Genomic DNA, 15304 nt, shown 5'->3' with positions numbered 1-15304 from the left:
CCCCAGTCTATTCGGCGGGAACGGGCTCTCCGGCCGGCGCATCGGCGGGCACGGTCTCGTCGACCGGGGTCGTGACCGGGGCGAGGGGCTCCGACGTCGCGACCGGCGCCGTGCTCTGCGGCGCCTGCTGCGCCTCGATGTCGGTGGCCTCGTCGTCACCTTCGGGGCGTGCCGCGGGCGACGGGTCGGCGGCCGGATCGACCGGAGTCTCGACCGGTGCCTGCTCGACCGGCGCCTGCTCGGTCGGCGTCGTGGTCTCGTCGACCTCATCGACGGTGCCCGGGTCGCATTCGCCGAGCATCTGCACGGGCAGAGCGCTCAGCACGACCGGCTGCGAGTAGGTGCCCGGCACCGGCTGACCCTCGACGGTGTACGAGAACGTGATCGGCAGGTTGCTCACGAGCTGCCAGTGCTGGGGGAGCAACTCGACCGTGCCGTCGCCCTGCGCATCGAGCAGGTCTCCCATCGTGTAGTCGAGGAATCCGCCGATGTACGCGGTGACGGTGGCGCCCGGTACCCCCTGCATCTGCACGGTGTACCGGGTGAGGGTGACGTCGCGGACGGTCGCGGGGTACGTGCAGCCCGAGACCGCGACGATGCGGGGGGCTCCCTGGGGGGCGCCGGGGTCGGGAGTGCCGGTGTCGGGGTCTTCGGTGCCGGGCTCGCCGGTGCCGGGGTTCTCCGTGCCGGGCTCGCCTGTGCCGGGGTCGTCCGTGCCGGGCTCGCCTGTACCGGGGCCTTCTTCGCCCTGGCCGGGCGTCGTCGGCGTCGTGGGGACGGTCGGCGTCGCAGAACCGGGCGCCGCGGGAGACGCTCCCACCGGCGCGACGTCGGGTGCCTCGATCGCGGACTCCGGGCCGCTCAGCTCGAGCTCGTCCTCGGGGGTCTCCTCCGGATCGACCTCGACCTCGTCGGCATCCTTCTCGGTCTCGTCGGTCTTGTCGAGCTCGTCGGCGTCGGCATCCGCGTTCATGGCGTCGTCGGGCTCGACGTTGGACGAGATCGAGGACGAGTCGGAATCACCGGCGCTGGGGAGCGAGGTGGCCGCATCGCCGCCGGCCAGCCCCGGGAGGATCGTGGCGGCGGCGACAACACCGGCGACGACGAGGGCTGCGGAGCCGGCGCCGACCAGTGCTCCCATCCCCGAGAGGATCCCGCCGGAGGCCCCGGCTGAGCCGCCTGCGCCCCCGGCACTCCCGGCCCCGCCGGCACCTGCTCCGTTCGAGGATCCCGCCGCGCCCGCACCACCGGCGGAACCGGTTCCGCCGGTTCCGGTCGCCGCCGCAGTACCCGTTCCACCGTCGCCGACGACCACACCGTTCGCGATGCTCGACGGCATAGCGGCGAGAGCGGCGATCGGAGCGGCACCCCCCTGCAGGGCGGCGAGGTAGCCGGACGCCCCGGTGACGCCGAGCACCAGGGGGAGGAGCACGAGCGCCAGGCGCTTCGAGACGTCCTTCGCCTCGGCGGCGACGATCATGCAACGCGCGCACTCGTCGAGGTGCGCCTCGATGCGGCGGTGATCGCGGGTGCCGAGGTTGCCGCGCGAGTAGGCGCCCAGGTGCTCGATCGTCCACTGGCACTCGGAGCCGGGGGTCGCGCTGCGCAGATGCGCCTGGATCCAGGCCTCGCGCAGACCTTCGCGCGCGCGGAAGGCGAGCTGCGAGACGGCGCCGGCCTTCATGCCGAGAAGTGGCGCGACCTCGTTCGGGCGCATCTGCTCGATCTCGGTGTACCAGAGCACCTCCTGCCATCGCGTCGGAAGGCTGCGGAACGCTTGCGCGGTGAGGCTGCGGTCGAGGGCCTCGTTCGAGGCCTGCTCCGTGCTGTCGGGGTGAGCCACGGTGTCGAGCTCGTCCATGGCGTCTTCGCGACGGGAGCGGCCCCAGGCCGCCGCGGTGTTGCGGATGCTGGTGAAGAGGTAGGCGCGGAAGGAGCCGTTGGGGCCGCCGCCCTTGACGATGGCCTGGTAGATACGCGTGTAGGCCTCTTGCACGAGGTCGTCGGCGTCGATCGAACTCGTGACCGAACGCGCGACCGTGACGCCGGCGGGGTAGTGGCGACGCCAGAGTTCGCCGAACGCCTCCGTGTCACCCGAGCGGGTGCGGAGGATGAGATCGGCGTCGGCGGTCGTGTCGTCGATGCCCGCAGCGGTGTTGTCTTCGTGCACAGTCGTCCCTCGATCGTGGAGCGCGGTTGCGAATCCACACGGTGAGACGCGTGATGGCTGATTTCATCACGCGGATCATCCATTCTCTCCCGGATCTCCCAGGTTGGCCAGGGGTGTGGACAACTTGCGGAGCTTCTCGTCCATGGTGAGGAACCCCAGATCAGCGTGGATATTCGGAGAGGCATCGAACCAAGCTCCAGATTTTTCTCGCCACCCGCGTAATGAAACGCCCCGTCGTGCGTCTCTTCAGTGAGAAAGCCATGACGAACTCCACCGGGGGGCGGAGTTCCGGCGCCGTTGCGCGGGGGTATCACGCATCGGTCGGGCGGTTCGGGAGCCTCGGGGGAGGAGTTCCCGGCCCCCTTCTCTCGTGCGGGGAACGGGGCCGCCGATCCGGGGGGATCGGCGGCCCCGCCTCGTCGAGGGGAGTCACGCGCGCCGCAGGGCCGCACCCGTCCACACGCGCGCGACGCGCAGCTCGGCGTCGAGCAGCACGGCGTCGGCCAGCATTCCCGGCTGCAGGGCTCCGACCTCGTCCGCCACGCCGACCGCGGCCGCAGGGGTCTCGGTGAGGGCGCGCACGGCATCGGCGAGCGGCACTCCCGCGGCCACCGTGCGGCGCAGCGCCTCGTCCTGAGTGAGGGTCGAACCCGCGATCGCGCCCGTGTCGACGGTGCGGGCGATGCCGTCCTCGACGACGACGCGCACCGCGCCCAGGTCGTAGCGTCCGTCGGCGCTGCCCGCCGCCGCCATGGCGTCGGTGACGAGGGCCACGCGGCCGGGGGCGGTGTCGAACAGCAGCTTCACGACATGCGGGTCGAGGTGCACGTCGTCGGCGATCGCCTCGAGCGTCACCCGATGATCGGCGGCGGCGGCGAGCACGGGGCCCGGTGCGCGGTGGTGGATGCCGGGCATCGCGTTGAAGGCATGGGTGAGCAGGGAGGCCCCGGCGGCGAAGGCCTCGGCCGCGATGGCGGCGTCGGCGTCGGTGTGGCCCACCGCTGCGGCGGCACCCGCGGCGACGATCCGACGGATCGCACCGATCCCTCCCGGCAGCTCGGGGGCGATCGTCACCTGGCGGATGGTGCCGCGCCCGGCGCGGAGCAGTCGATCGACGTCGTCGGCGTGCGGCTCGCGCAGGAGCGACGGCTCGTGCGCGCCGTGATGGCCGGGGTCGAGGAACGGTCCCTCGAGGTGGGAGCCGAGGACGTCGGCATCCGTCTGCATGAGGTCGGCGATCGCGGCGACGCTGCGGGCGAGCTCGTCGATCGGCGCGGTCACGAGCGACACGACCGCGCGGGTGGTGCCGTGGGTGCGATGCAGGGCGCGCGCGGTGCGGATGGCTTCCACCCCGTCGTCGAACGAGGCGCCTGCACCACCGTGGCCGTGGATGTCGATGAATCCCGGGGTGAGCAGCGCACGCGGGCCGGCCACGGCGGCCGCATCGACCACGTCGTCGGCGGGCGCCCAGCCGTCTCCGGTGCCGCGGGCGGCGACCCGGCCGTGCTCGAACCGCACCCACGCGTCGTCGTGGACGGCGCCGCGGTCGACGATCCGCACCGAGTGGATCACGAGAGCGGGACGGGGGGACGTCGGCGAGGTCATCGGTCGCTCCAGGTGATCTCCGTGGCGGGGTGGAAGTCGATCCGCTCAGCCTTCCACAGGGGCGCCATGTGGCCGACCCGGGCGCGGAAGGATTCCCAGGTGCGCCCGTCGGCGTGGCGGGGCGACCAGGCGACCTCGGCTTCGGCGGCGGCCCGGGGGAACACGAGTCGCTCGACGTCCGACAGGGTGCGCGTCGTCTCCGACCACAGCGGCGCCTCGGTACCGAGGATCGCGTCGTCCGGCAGGTCGAGAACCGCCGTCGGCTCCCACTCGTACGCCGTGCGGACGTCGGTGAAGCCCGCCCACGAGAGGCCGAGCGGGAAGTCGGCGTCGTACTTCATGTCGAGGTAGGTCGCGTCGGCCGCCGACATGACGAGCGCACCGCCGCGCTCCACGAAGTGCGCGGCGTGGGCGGCGTGCGAGGTCGAAGGCTCGGTCATCCCCCAGTACTGGCCGACCGTGCCCTCGGCGATGCCCGCGGCGGCGCCCATCTCGTGCCAGCCCATCGGGACCTTGCCCGCCTCGACGACGATGCGCGTCGCACGCTCGACGAAGTGGTCGAAGTCGTCCTGCGTGGTGCCCAGCGATTCGTCGCCGCCGAGATGGATGTAGGGCCCGGGCGTCATCTCCGCGAGCTCGCGCACGACGTCGGCGACGAACCCGTAGGTGCGCTCGTCGCGGATGCGGACGCTGGAGTGCCCGACGCCCCACCCCTGATACGGCTCGCCCTTCACCGGCAGGCCCTGATCGAGTTCGGCGGCCTGCGTCACGAGGCCGTCGTTGAGCACCGGCTCCTCGACGAGGTCGGGATAGGCGACGCCGATGGCGTGCGTGTGGCCGGGCAGGTCGATCTCGGGGATGACGACCATGTGCCGCGAGGCGGCGTACGCGACGATCGCCCGGTAGTCGTCCTTCGTGTAGAAGCCGCCGCGGTCGCCGTCCACCGCGGTCGCCGAGGCCCGCGCGGTGAGCAGCGGCCAGGAGTCGATCTGCACGCGCCATCCCTGGTCGTCGGTGAGGTGCAGGTGCAGACGGTTGAACTTCAGTGCGCTGGTGGCGTCGATGAACCGGCGCACCTCGTCGACGTCGAAGAAGTGCCGCACGACGTCGAGCATGACGCCGCGGTGCGCGAAGCGCGGCGCGTCGCGGATGACGACGCGGGGAATGCTCCAGCCGCCGTCGTGCGCATCCGGGCGGAGCAGCTGCAGCAGCGTCTGCACGCCGTAGAACAGCCCCGCCTCGGTGGGAGCGGTGAGCTCGACATGCTCGTCGACGCGGAGCTGATAGCCCTCTCCAGCATGGGGCGCGGGGGCAGGGAGATCGGCGGCGGTGCCGGGCTTGAGGCGCAGGACGATGTCGCCCGCCGCCGGCACCGTGCCGTCGTCGGCGACATCGGGCACGGGCGCACCGCGGCGGCCCCATGCCGCGCGCAGGATGTCGGCGGCGGGGGTGTCGCCGATGATGCGCGACGCGGCGGTCACGGGCATCCGACCATCGCCCTCGACGGCCTCCACGGGGAGCGGGACCAGGGGGAGCGCATCTGGAAAGACCATGAACAAAACCTAGCGCGCCCATGGCAAACAGGCCAGGGCGCATCCGCTATGCTCGTTCTGTCGCGACTGGCGTCTGGGTGGGGTACCACCGGGGAGCGACCGACCACGGAATTCGACCGCGCGCCTGGGCCGATGAGAACACCCCTTCGAATCCGTCGTCAGAGGAGCCCGTCATCATGACCGACCGTTACTTCAACGCCTCGCTCGCCGAGGTCGACCCCGAGATCGCCGAGGTCCTCGACCGCGAGCTGAAGCGTCAGCAGACCTTCCTCGAGATGATCGCGAGCGAGAACTTCGTTCCCGTCTCGGTGCTGCAGTCGCAGGGTTCGGTGCTCACGAACAAGTACGCCGAGGGCTACCCCGGGCGCCGCTACTACGGCGGCTGCGAAGAGGTCGACGTCGCAGAGGAACTCGCGATCTCGCGCGCGAAGAGCCTGTTCGGTGCGGAGTTCGCCAACGTCCAGCCGCACTCCGGCGCCTCGGCGAACGCGGCGGTGCTGCACGCGATCGCCCGCCCCGGCGACACGCTGCTCGGCCTCTCGCTCGACCAGGGCGGGCACCTCACGCACGGCATGAAGATCAACTTCTCCGGCCGTCTCTACGACATCGTCGCCTACGGGGTGAACCCCGAGACGTCGACGATCGACATGGACGAGGTGCGCCGCCTCGCCCTCGAGCACAAGCCGAAGGTCATCATCGCCGGCTGGTCGGCCTACCCGCGCACCCTCGACTTCGCGGCCTTCCGTGCGATCGCCGACGAGGTGGGCGCGCTGCTCTGGGTCGACATGGCCCACTTCGCCGGTCTCGTCGCCGCCGGCCTGCACCCGAACCCGGTGCCCCACGCCCACGTCGTCTCGTCGACCGTGCACAAGACGATCGGCGGCCCGCGCTCCGGCTTCATCCTCACCAACGACGCCGACATCGCCAAGAAGATCAACACGGCCGTGTTCCCGGGCCAGCAGGGCGGCCCGCTCATGCACGTGATCGCCGCCAAGGCGACCGCCTTCAAGCTCGCCGCGACGCCCGAGTTCGCCGAGCGCCAGGAGCGCGTGCTGCGCGGCGCCTCGCTCATCGCCGAGCGCCTCTCGCAGCAGGACGTCGCCGACGCCGGCATCGCCGTGCGGTCGGGCGGCACCGACGTGCACCTCGTGCTCGTCGACCTGCGCGACGCCGAGATCGACGGCAAGCAGGCGGAGGACCTGCTGCACGACATCCACATCACGGTGAACCGCAACGCGGTGCCCAACGACCCGCGTCCGCCGATGGTGACCTCGGGCCTGCGCATCGGCACGCCCGCCCTCGCCACGCGTGGCTTCGGCGACGCGGAGTTCACCGAGGTCGCCGACATCATCGCGCTCGCACTGCAGCCCGGTGCCGACGTCGACGCCCTCCGCGCCCGCGTCGACGCCCTCGCCGCCGCGTTCCCGCTCTACCCGGACCTGCAGCAGTAACTCGACCGCCGAGACACCACGACGGCCACGCGACACCACGGCATCCGTGCTGTCTCAGGCGCCGTGTGGTGTCTCGGCGTCCGTTCGATAGGAGACGACATGACCGCGACCATTCTCGACGGCAAGGCGGCCTCGGCGGCGATCAAGGCCGAGCTCACCGAGCGCGTCGCCGCCCTGCGCACCCGCGGCATCACGCCCGGTATCGCGACCGTGCTCGTCGGCGCCGATCCCGCCTCGCAGCTGTACGTGGGCATGAAGCACCGGCAGTCCGAGGCGATCGGGATGAACTCGATCCAGCGGGAGCTCCCCGCCGATGCCTCGCAGGAAGACGTCGAGGCGCTGATCGACGAGCTCAACGCCGATCCGGAGTGCCACGGGTACATCGTGCAGCTCCCGCTGCCGAAGCACCTCGACACCGACGCGATCCTCGAGCGCATCGATCCGGCGAAGGATGCCGACGGTCTGCACCCGACGAACCTCGGTCGTCTCGTGCTGAACGTCAACAGCCCGATCCACACGCCGCTGCCCTGCACGCCGCGCGGGGTCATCGAGCTGCTGGTGCGCAACGGCTACGACCTGAACGGCAAGCACGTCGTCGTGGTCGGGCGCGGGGTGACGATCGGCCGTTCGATCGGACTGCTGCTCACCCGTCGCGATCTCAACGCGACGGTCACCCTCACGCACACCGGTACGGTCGACATGCCCCGCTACCTGCGCGAGGCCGACGTCATCGTCGCCGCGGCGGGCGTGAAGCATCTCATCCGCGCCGAGGACGTGAAGCGCGGTGCAGCGGTGCTCGACGTCGGTGTGACGCGCGAGACCGACCCCGAGACGGGGAAGAACCTCGTCTTCGGCGACGTGCATCCCGACGTGGCCGACGTCGCCGGCTTCGTCTCGCCCAACCCGGGCGGCGTGGGGCCGATGACCGTCGCCCTTCTCATGACCAACGTCGTCGAGGCGGCCGAGCGGATCGTCTGACGGCATCCGCTCGTCGCTCCTTGCGCAGACGCGAGAAACCCCGCCCGAATCGGCTGATCGGGCGGGGTTTCTCGCGTTCGGGGCTGCCGGCTGCCGCGGACTCAGCCGCCGATGTGCGGCTGGAGGTTCGTGATGCGCGCGTGCTCGTCGAACGAGAACGTCATCGCGCCCGTGCCGTCGCTGAGGTTCGCGCCCGAGAACGACTGGTCGGTCCAGGTGAGCGTCCACCCCGCGAGGCGGGCGAGGTCCCACACCGCGCTGCGGGCGTCGGAGAGCGCGAGTCCGGCGAGGATACGGGGCAGTGCGATCGACGCGTCGCGCACGGTGACCGGCGGGAGCGGCGCGTCGAGGAGGAACACGGCGCGGGTGCCGCCGCCGATCGGTGCCGAGTAGTAGGGGGCGCGGCCGGTGATCTCGACCGCGACGCCGCCGACGGTGTGCGCGGCCTGCGCGATCCAGGCCTCGTCGCCGGGAGCGTCGGCCGGGAAGGGGACCTCGGCGTTCGCGAGCTCGGACAGGCCGTGCTCCTGCCCGTAGGCGCGCAACTGCGTCGCGACGCCCTGCGGGTCGCCCTGGGGGTGCGCCCACGCCCACAGCAGCGAGCGCGGGCCCGGCGCGATCGTGGCGACGAGGTGCGCGCGGGTGACCAGACGGCGCGACGGGTCGCCGTTCGCGCTGAAGGTCAGGGTGCCGGCGGTCATGTCGACGTCCCACCGGTGCTCGCCGAGCGCGTCGGCGGCGACGGAGAGGGCGTCCTGACGGAGCGCGGTGAACAGGGCGGCGCGGTCGGCGAGGGGCTGGAGGGCAGCGAAGGTCATGCGTCCAGTGTGGTGCGCCCGGCTATGAATCCGCCAGTCGGCACCACGATCTCCTCGCCGGTCAGTAGCTGTCGCGCTGGGTAGCCGCAGGGGCGATGAATCGTGCCGCCAGGGCCTCCGACGCGCGTGCGAGCAGGGCGACGTCGGCCCCGACCGCGACGAAGTCGGCGCCCGCGGCGAGATACCCGTCGGCGGCCGGCGGGTCGAAGGCGTTCACACCGACCGGTCTGCCGACCGCCCGCACGGCGGCGAACACCCGCTCGACCGCGGCGACGACATCCGGATGCGTCTGCTGTCCGAGCAGTCCGAGCGAGGCGGCGAGGTCGGACGGCCCGACGAACACGGCATCGACACCCTCGACGGCGGCGATCTCGGCGGCGGCCTCGACCCCGGCCGCGGTCTCGATCTGCACGGTCAGCGAGACGTGGGCATCCACGTCCTGCAGATAGCCGTCGACGCGGTTCCAGCGGGCGCTGCGCGAGAGCGCGCTGCCCACCCCGCGCACGCCCGCAGGCGGGTAGCGCGTGGCGGCGACGGCGGCGCGCGCCTCTTCGGCCGACGACACCATCGGGACGATGAGGTTCTGCGCCCCGAGGTCGAGCACCTGTTTGATCGAGACGACGTCGTTCGACGGCACCCGCACCAGCGGGGTGATCGGGTAGGCCGCGACGGCCTGCAGCTGCACGAGCACGCTCTCGAGGGTGTTGGCGGAGTGCTCCATGTCTATGAGCAACCAATCGAGCCCGGAGCCTGCGGCGACCTCGGCGAGGAGCGGGCTGCCCGAGCACACCCACATGCCCACGAGTCCGCGGTCGGAGCCGGAGAGCGCCTCGCGGAAGGAGGGGTCTAGACGAAGCGGCATGAGATGGTTCCCATCGGTCCGTAGTCGCACAGCACCTGGTCGCCGCGCGACACCCACATCGGGCGTGTGAACGATCCTGCCAGGATGATCTCTCCGGCCTCGAGCCGCGCGCCGTGCTGATGGAACTTGTTCGCCAACCAGGCCACGCCCGTCGCCGGATGCCCGAGGACCCCGGCCGCGACGCCGGTCTCCTCGATCTCGCCGTTGCGCGAGAGCACGCCGGGCACCCAGCGCAGGTCGATCTCGTCGGGGCGTCGGCGTTCGGTGCCCAGCACCATGGCTCCATACGCCGCGTTGTCGCTGATGGTGTCGACGATCGTCCGCCCCTCGAGCTCGATGTGCGAGTTCAGCACCTCGAGTGCGGGGACGGCGTAGTCGATGGCCGCGAGGGCGTCGTCGAGCGTGCAGTCGGGGCCTGCGAGCGGGTGCTTCAACACGAACGCGAGTTCGACCTCGATGCGCACGTTCGAGAAGTGCGTGGTCGGGATCTCGGCACCAGAGGCGAACACGGTGTCGTCGAACATCACCCCGTAGTCGGGCTCGGTGATGCCCGTCGCCTGCTGCATGGCCTTCGACGTCAGACCGATCTTGCGGCCGACGAGCTGCCGACCGGCGGCGATCTGCGCGTCGCGCCACACCCCCTGGATGGCGTACGAGTCCTCGACCGTGGCCTCCGGCCACCGCGCGGTGATGCGGGGGATCACCCCGTGGGTGCGGTCGGCCTCGGCCAGTTCGGCCGCGATCTGCGCGATGACGTCGTGCGAGAGCATCCTCTCCTCCTAGAGCTGGTGGCCGAGCTTGTACTCGCCCTGCTTGTACTCGGGCATAGACGCCTCGCCCTCATCGGGACGCGTGTACGAGAATCCGTCTGCACCGATCGTCACCGCCATCTCGGAGCTGTCGGTGCGGGCGACGACCGGCTGCGGGTTGCCGTCGAGGTCGAGCACGAGCGAGGCCTCGGTGTACCACGACGGCACGACGGGGTTGCCCCACCAGTCACGGCGCTGGTTGTCGTGCACGTCCCACGTGATGACCGGGTTGTCGGGGTCTCCCGTGTAGTAGTCCTGCGTGTAGATCTCGACGCGGTGCCCGTCGGGGTCGCGCAGGTACAGGTAGAAGGCGTTGGAGACGCCGTGGCGGCCGGGGCCGCGCTCGATCGCGTCGGAGCGGCGGAGGGCACCGAGCTTGTCGCAGATCGCGAGGATGTTGTGCTTCTCATGCGTCGCGAAGGCGACGTGGTGCATGCGCGGGCCGTCACCGCCCGTCGCAGCGGTGTCGTGCACCGTCGGCTTGCGTCGCATCCACGCGGCGTAGACCGTGCCCGCGTCGTCCTGGATGTCCTCCGTGACGCGGAAGCCGAGGTCCTGGTAGTGGCGCACCGCGCGCGGCACGTCGGGGGTGACCTGGTTGAAGTGATCGAGGCGCACGAGCTCGCCGGGGGTGTGCAGGTCGTAGCGCCACGACAGCCGCTCGACGTGCGTGGTCTCGAAGAAGAACTCGTAGGGGAATCCGAGCGGGTCGACGACGCGCACCGAGTCGCCGATGCCCTTCACGAACCCCTCGGGTGCGCGGCGCACGTCGCAGCCCAGTTCGGAGTAGAAGGCGACGGCCCTGTCGAGGTCGTCGGCCGAGCGCACGCGGTACGAGAATGCGGCGACGGCGGCGATGGGCCCCCGGCGCAGCACCAGGTTGTGGTGGATGAACTCCTCCGTGGAGCGCAGGTAGATCGCCTCGCCGTCCTCCTCGGTGACGTAGAGACCCAGCACGTCGACGTAGAACTGCCGCGAGGCGGCGAGATCGGTGACGACGAGCTCCATGTATGCGCAGCGCAGGATGTCGGGCGGCGTGCTCGAGGGCGTCGCGACCGGGTTGTCGGAGTGGATTGGCGCCTCCTGCGACACGTAGTAGCCGGAGGAGGTCAAGGTCTTCTGGGTCTTGTCGGTCATGTCAGCGTCCTTGCTGTGGGTGTTCTCTGCTCTGCCGCTCCCGTCGCACTTTCTGTCGGCTGGAGCCGGCCGGAGCGACAGAAAGTGCGACGGGAGCGTGTGGATGGAGGGGGTCAGTGCTTGCCGAAGGTGGGGTTGTGCGGTGCGCCCAGGGTGATGTGCACGCTCTGCTGGTCGGTGTAGAAGTCGATCGACCGGTACCCGCCCTCGTGGCCGAGGCCCGACGCCTTCACGCCGCCGAACGGGGTGCGCAGGTCGCGCACGTTGTTGCTGTTCAGCCACACCATGCCCGCCTCCACCGACTGCGCGAAGGTGTGCGCCCGGCGCAGATCGTTGGTCCAGATATAGGCCGCCAGCCCGTACTTCGTGTCGTTCGCGAGAGTGCGCGCTTCCTCCTCGGTGTCGAACGGAGTGATCGCGACGACGGGCCCGAAGATCTCCTCCTGGAAGATGCGCGCGTCGTGCGGCACGTCGGCGAACACCGTGGGGGCGACGAAGTTGCCCTCGTCGAAGCCCTCGGCGCGACCGCCGCCCGCGACGAGGCGTCCCTCCGTCTTGCCGATCTCGATGTAGCTCATCACCTTGTCGTAGTGCTCGGGGTGCACGAGCGCTCCCACCTCGGTGGAGGGGTCGTGCGGATACCCGACCTTGACGCGCTTCGCCTGCGCGGCGTACCGCTCGACGAACTCGTCGTACACGGAGCGCTCGACGAGGATGCGCGAGCCGGCGGTGCAGCGCTCGCCGTTGAGCGAGAAGACGCCGAAGATCGTGGCGTCGATCGCCGTGTCGAGGTCGGCGTCGGCGAAGACCACGGCGGGCGACTTGCCGCCCAGCTCCATCGACAGCCCCTTCAGGAAGGGCGCGGCGTTGCCGAAGATGATCTGCCCCGTGCGGCTCTCGCCGGTGAACGAGATGAGGGGCACGTCCGGATGCTTCACCAGCGCATCGCCGGCCTGCTCGCCGAGACCGTTGACCAGGTTGAACACGCCCTGCGGAAGGCCGGCCTCCTCGAAGATGCCCGCCCACAGCGACGCGGAGAGCGGCGTGAACTCGGCGGGCTTCAGCACGACCGTGTTGCCGGTCGCGAGCGCGGGGCCGAGCTTCCACGACTCGAGCATGAAGGGGGTGTTCCAGGGCGTGATGAGCCCCGCCACGCCGATCGGCTTGCGGTTGACGTAGTTCATCTGCTTGCCGGGCACCTGGAAGGCGTCGTCGGACTGCGCGACGATCAGGTCGGCGAAAAATCGGAAGTTCTCGGCCGCCCGGCGGGCCTGGCCGAGCGCCTGCGTGATCGGAAGGCCCGAGTCGAACGACTCGAGCTCGGCGAGGCGCTGGTCGCGCGACTCGACGATGTCGGCGATGCGGTGCAGGATGCGCGAGCGCTCGCGGGCGAGCATGCGCGGCCACGGGCCCTCGGTGAACGCCTTCCGCGCCGAGGCGACGGCACGGTCGATGTCGGCCTTCGTGCCGGCGGATGCCGTGGTGTAGGTCTCGTTGGTGACGGGGTCGAGCACGTCGAACGTGCCGCCGTCGAGGGAATCGACGAACGCGCCGTCGATGTAGTGCTGGATGTGGTCGGGCAGGTCTGCGGGGATGCGCGAATCGGTCATGACGGGTCTCCGGTCGTGGGTGCGGAACGGGCGTGCAGGGCGTCGAGGAACGCGTCCATCGTGCGCCAGCGGTGGTCGCGGGCGGCGAGCTCGATCTCGAGGGGATCGGCGCCCGCGCGGATCAGGCGCAGGATCTCGGCGTGCTCCTCGACGGAGTGATGGGCGCGGCCGGGCACCGACGCGAACGTCGAGTCGCGGATGCCGGCCAGTCTCGACCATCCGCGGTGGACGAGGTCGAGCAGATGAGGGTTCGGGCAGGGTTCGAACAGCACCGAGTGGAACTGGCGGTTGAGCTCGGTGAAAGCGTGGGCGTCGAAGTGGTCGAGCATCCGCGCCATGCGGTCGTTGATGCGCGCGGCCTCATCGAGCGCCGCGTCGTCGAGCAGCGGGGCGGAGAGCGCCGTGGCCGCCCCTTCGACGATGCCCAGCGTCTGCATGGTGTGGGCGTACTCGCTCTCGTCGACGAGCGTGACCCGCGCGCCGACGTTGCGCTCGAACGTGACCAGGCCCTCGGCCTCGAGCCGTCGGATGGCCTCCCGCACCGGCACGACGCTCATGCGCAGGTCGTCGGCGATCGAGCCGAGCACCAGGCGGTAGCCGGGGCTGAAGATGTGCCCGGTGATGCGCGAGCGGATCCACTCGTACGCGACCTCGGACTTGCTCGCAGCGGACGTGGTCATCGCGCGTCGCCCCCGTGCTCGCCGTCGCCGATGGCGGCGTCGTAGCGTGCGCGCCATTCGGCGTTCATCGGGAACAGTCCGTCGACCGCGTGCCCGGCCGCGACCTGCGTCGCGATCCAAGCGTCCTCGCGCTCCTGGGCGAGGGTCGCCTCCGCCACCTCGGCGGCGAGGGAGGGCGGGATGACGAGCACCCCGTCGTCGTCGCCGACGATGATGTCTCCCGGTTGGACGGTCGCCCCGCCGCACGCGATGGTCGTATCGACCTCCCACGGCACGTGCCGGCGACCGAGCACGGAAGGGTGCGCGCCCTGCGAGAAGACGGGGAGTCCGATCTCGGCGACGGCAGCGAAGTCGCGCACGCCGCCGTCGGTGACGACGCCGGCCGCGCCGCGGGTGCGTGCGCGGAGTGCGAGGATGTCGCCGAGCGTGCCGCTGGTCGCGTCGCCGCGTGCCTCGATCACGATGACCTCGCCGTCGCCCACGGCGTCGAACAGGCGCTTCTGTGCGTTGAACCCGCCGCCGTGGCTCGCGAACAGGTCTTCACGGAAGGGGACGAAGCGGAGCGTGCGGGCCGTGCCGACGAGTTTCGTTCCGGGGATGTTGACCGAGACGCCGTCGATGAAGCAGGCGAGGTGGCCGCGCTTGCGCAACTGCGCCGAGAGGCCGGCGGTGGGCGCCTCGACGAGCAGAGCGCGGAGCTCGGAAGAGAGGACGGCCGAGGTGGAGGGAGCGGTGGCGGATGCCGTCGCCGGTGCGGCCGGGAGTCCGGCAGCCTCGGGGGACCCCCACGCCTCGGTGCGCTGGAGGTCGTCGACGGCGGGAAGCGACCCGAGCGTCTCGTCGAACGGGATCTCGCCCTGCGTGACGGTCGTCACCAGTCGGCCGGAGGTGGGGGAGCCGGGGGCGTTCGGGGCATCGACCTCGACCTCGACCACGTCGCCCGGCGCGATGACCGACGAACCCGCCGGGGTGCCGGTCAGGATGACGTCTCCGGGTTCGAGCGTGAAGTGCTGCGACAGGTCGGCGACCAGCTGCGCCAGCGGGAAGATCATGCCGGCCGACGTGTCGTCCTGCCTGAGCTCGCCGTTGACCCATGCGCGCACGCGCAGGTCGGTCGGGTCGACGGTGCGCGCGTCGATGAGCTGCGGTCCGAGGGGGGTGAACCCGTCGCCGCCCTTGGAGCGTACGTTCGATCCCTTGTCGTTCGCGCGGAGGTCGTAGAGGCCCAGGTCGTTCGACGCGGTCACCGCCGCGACGTGCGACCAGGCATCCGCGAGTCCCACGCGCCGCGCGGCGGTGCCGATGACGAGGGCGATCTCGCCCTCGAACGCGAGCAGCTCGGTACCCGCCGGTCGTTCGACGGTGCCGCCGGATGCCGCGACGGAACTCGCGGGCTTGAAGAAGTAGGAGGGGGCGGCGGGGCGCCGGCCGCGCTGGTCGGCGCGCGAGGCGTAGCTGAGGTGGATGGCGATGATCTTGCCGGGGCGGGGGGTGGTGTCCGTCACGGGGGCGCCTCCTCGCGCTCGTCGTCGTCACGACGTCTTGTGCGTCGTATCCGAAATCATATATCATCCTGACTACCCCCGGCAAGCAGCCCGACCCGATACTCGGACGCACGCCGTGACAACGCA

At 71.0% G+C, this 15304-nt stretch carries 12 protein-coding genes and 1 riboswitch; of the genes, 2 read left to right on the top strand and 10 right to left on the bottom strand.

What is annotated here, in order from left to right:
- Positions 1–7: 7 nt before the first annotated feature.
- The 3 genes from AC3A3J_RS13685 to AC3A3J_RS13675 all read right to left on the bottom strand — a co-directional run bounded on the left by AC3A3J_RS13685 (position 8) and on the right by AC3A3J_RS13675 (position 5328).
- On the bottom strand, positions 8–2170 hold the full coding sequence (locus tag AC3A3J_RS13685; protein ID WP_487672794.1) for a sigma-70 family RNA polymerase sigma factor: 2163 nt from the start codon (positions 2168–2170) through the stop codon (positions 8–10).
- 429 nt (positions 2171–2599) lie between these two features.
- Positions 2600–3775, bottom strand: coding sequence for an N-acetylglucosamine-6-phosphate deacetylase (gene nagA / locus AC3A3J_RS13680; protein ID WP_487672793.1), 1176 nt, complete (start codon positions 3773–3775; stop codon positions 2600–2602).
- The gene (locus tag AC3A3J_RS13675) at positions 3772–5328 is read right to left on the bottom strand and encodes a beta-N-acetylhexosaminidase (protein WP_487672792.1); all 1557 of its coding nucleotides are present in this window, start codon (positions 5326–5328) and stop codon (positions 3772–3774) included. Before AC3A3J_RS13675 ends, nagA begins: the two co-directional genes overlap by 4 nt.
- A 52-nt stretch (positions 5329–5380) precedes the next feature.
- A riboswitch (ZMP/ZTP riboswitch) is annotated at positions 5381–5465 on the top strand.
- 39 nt (positions 5466–5504) lie between these two features.
- Between AC3A3J_RS13675 and glyA the strand changes: the two genes are divergently transcribed.
- On the top strand, positions 5505–6779 hold the full coding sequence (glyA, locus tag AC3A3J_RS13670; protein ID WP_487672791.1) for a serine hydroxymethyltransferase: 1275 nt from the start codon (positions 5505–5507) through the stop codon (positions 6777–6779).
- Between the two features lie 99 nt (positions 6780–6878).
- Positions 6879–7757: a bifunctional methylenetetrahydrofolate dehydrogenase/methenyltetrahydrofolate cyclohydrolase gene (locus AC3A3J_RS13665; protein ID WP_487672790.1), complete on the top strand. Its 879-nt coding sequence runs from the start codon at positions 6879–6881 to the stop codon at positions 7755–7757.
- A gap of 101 nt (positions 7758–7858) precedes the next feature.
- On the opposite strand, the gene AC3A3J_RS13660 is transcribed toward AC3A3J_RS13665, so the two are convergent.
- From AC3A3J_RS13660 to AC3A3J_RS13630, 7 genes are all read right to left on the bottom strand, one after another.
- A complete protein-coding gene (locus tag AC3A3J_RS13660; RefSeq protein WP_487672789.1) occupies positions 7859–8575 on the bottom strand; it encodes a DUF6882 domain-containing protein in 717 nt (238 codons plus the stop codon).
- A 61-nt stretch (positions 8576–8636) separates the two neighbouring features.
- Positions 8637–9437 carry an HpcH/HpaI aldolase family protein gene (locus AC3A3J_RS13655; protein ID WP_487672788.1) on the bottom strand — a complete coding sequence of 267 codons (801 nt, stop codon included), beginning with the start codon at positions 9435–9437 and terminating at the stop codon, positions 8637–8639.
- Positions 9422–10207: a fumarylacetoacetate hydrolase family protein gene (locus AC3A3J_RS13650; RefSeq protein WP_487672787.1), complete on the bottom strand. Its 786-nt coding sequence runs from the start codon at positions 10205–10207 to the stop codon at positions 9422–9424. Before AC3A3J_RS13650 ends, AC3A3J_RS13655 begins: the two co-directional genes overlap by 16 nt.
- 9 nt (positions 10208–10216) lie before the next feature.
- A complete protein-coding gene (gene hpaD / locus AC3A3J_RS13645) occupies positions 10217–11383 on the bottom strand; it encodes a 3,4-dihydroxyphenylacetate 2,3-dioxygenase (RefSeq protein ID WP_487672786.1) in 1167 nt (388 codons plus the stop codon).
- A 113-nt stretch (positions 11384–11496) separates the two neighbouring features.
- Positions 11497–12993 (bottom strand): 5-carboxymethyl-2-hydroxymuconate semialdehyde dehydrogenase, encoded by a 1497-nt coding sequence (gene hpaE / locus AC3A3J_RS13640; RefSeq protein WP_487672785.1) that lies wholly within the window; start codon positions 12991–12993, stop codon positions 11497–11499.
- The gene (locus AC3A3J_RS13635) at positions 12990–13673 is read right to left on the bottom strand and encodes a GntR family transcriptional regulator (RefSeq protein ID WP_487672784.1); all 684 of its coding nucleotides are present in this window, start codon (positions 13671–13673) and stop codon (positions 12990–12992) included. The genes hpaE and AC3A3J_RS13635 overlap by 4 nt, the downstream gene beginning before the upstream one ends.
- On the bottom strand, positions 13670–15178 hold the full coding sequence (locus tag AC3A3J_RS13630; protein WP_487672783.1) for a fumarylacetoacetate hydrolase family protein: 1509 nt from the start codon (positions 15176–15178) through the stop codon (positions 13670–13672). Before AC3A3J_RS13630 ends, AC3A3J_RS13635 begins: the two co-directional genes overlap by 4 nt.
- Between the last annotated feature and the right edge of the window lie 126 nt (positions 15179–15304).

Source organism: Microbacterium sp. Soil_N32, assembly GCF_057655505.1.
This window is presented reverse-complemented; position numbering and strand designations above follow the sequence as displayed.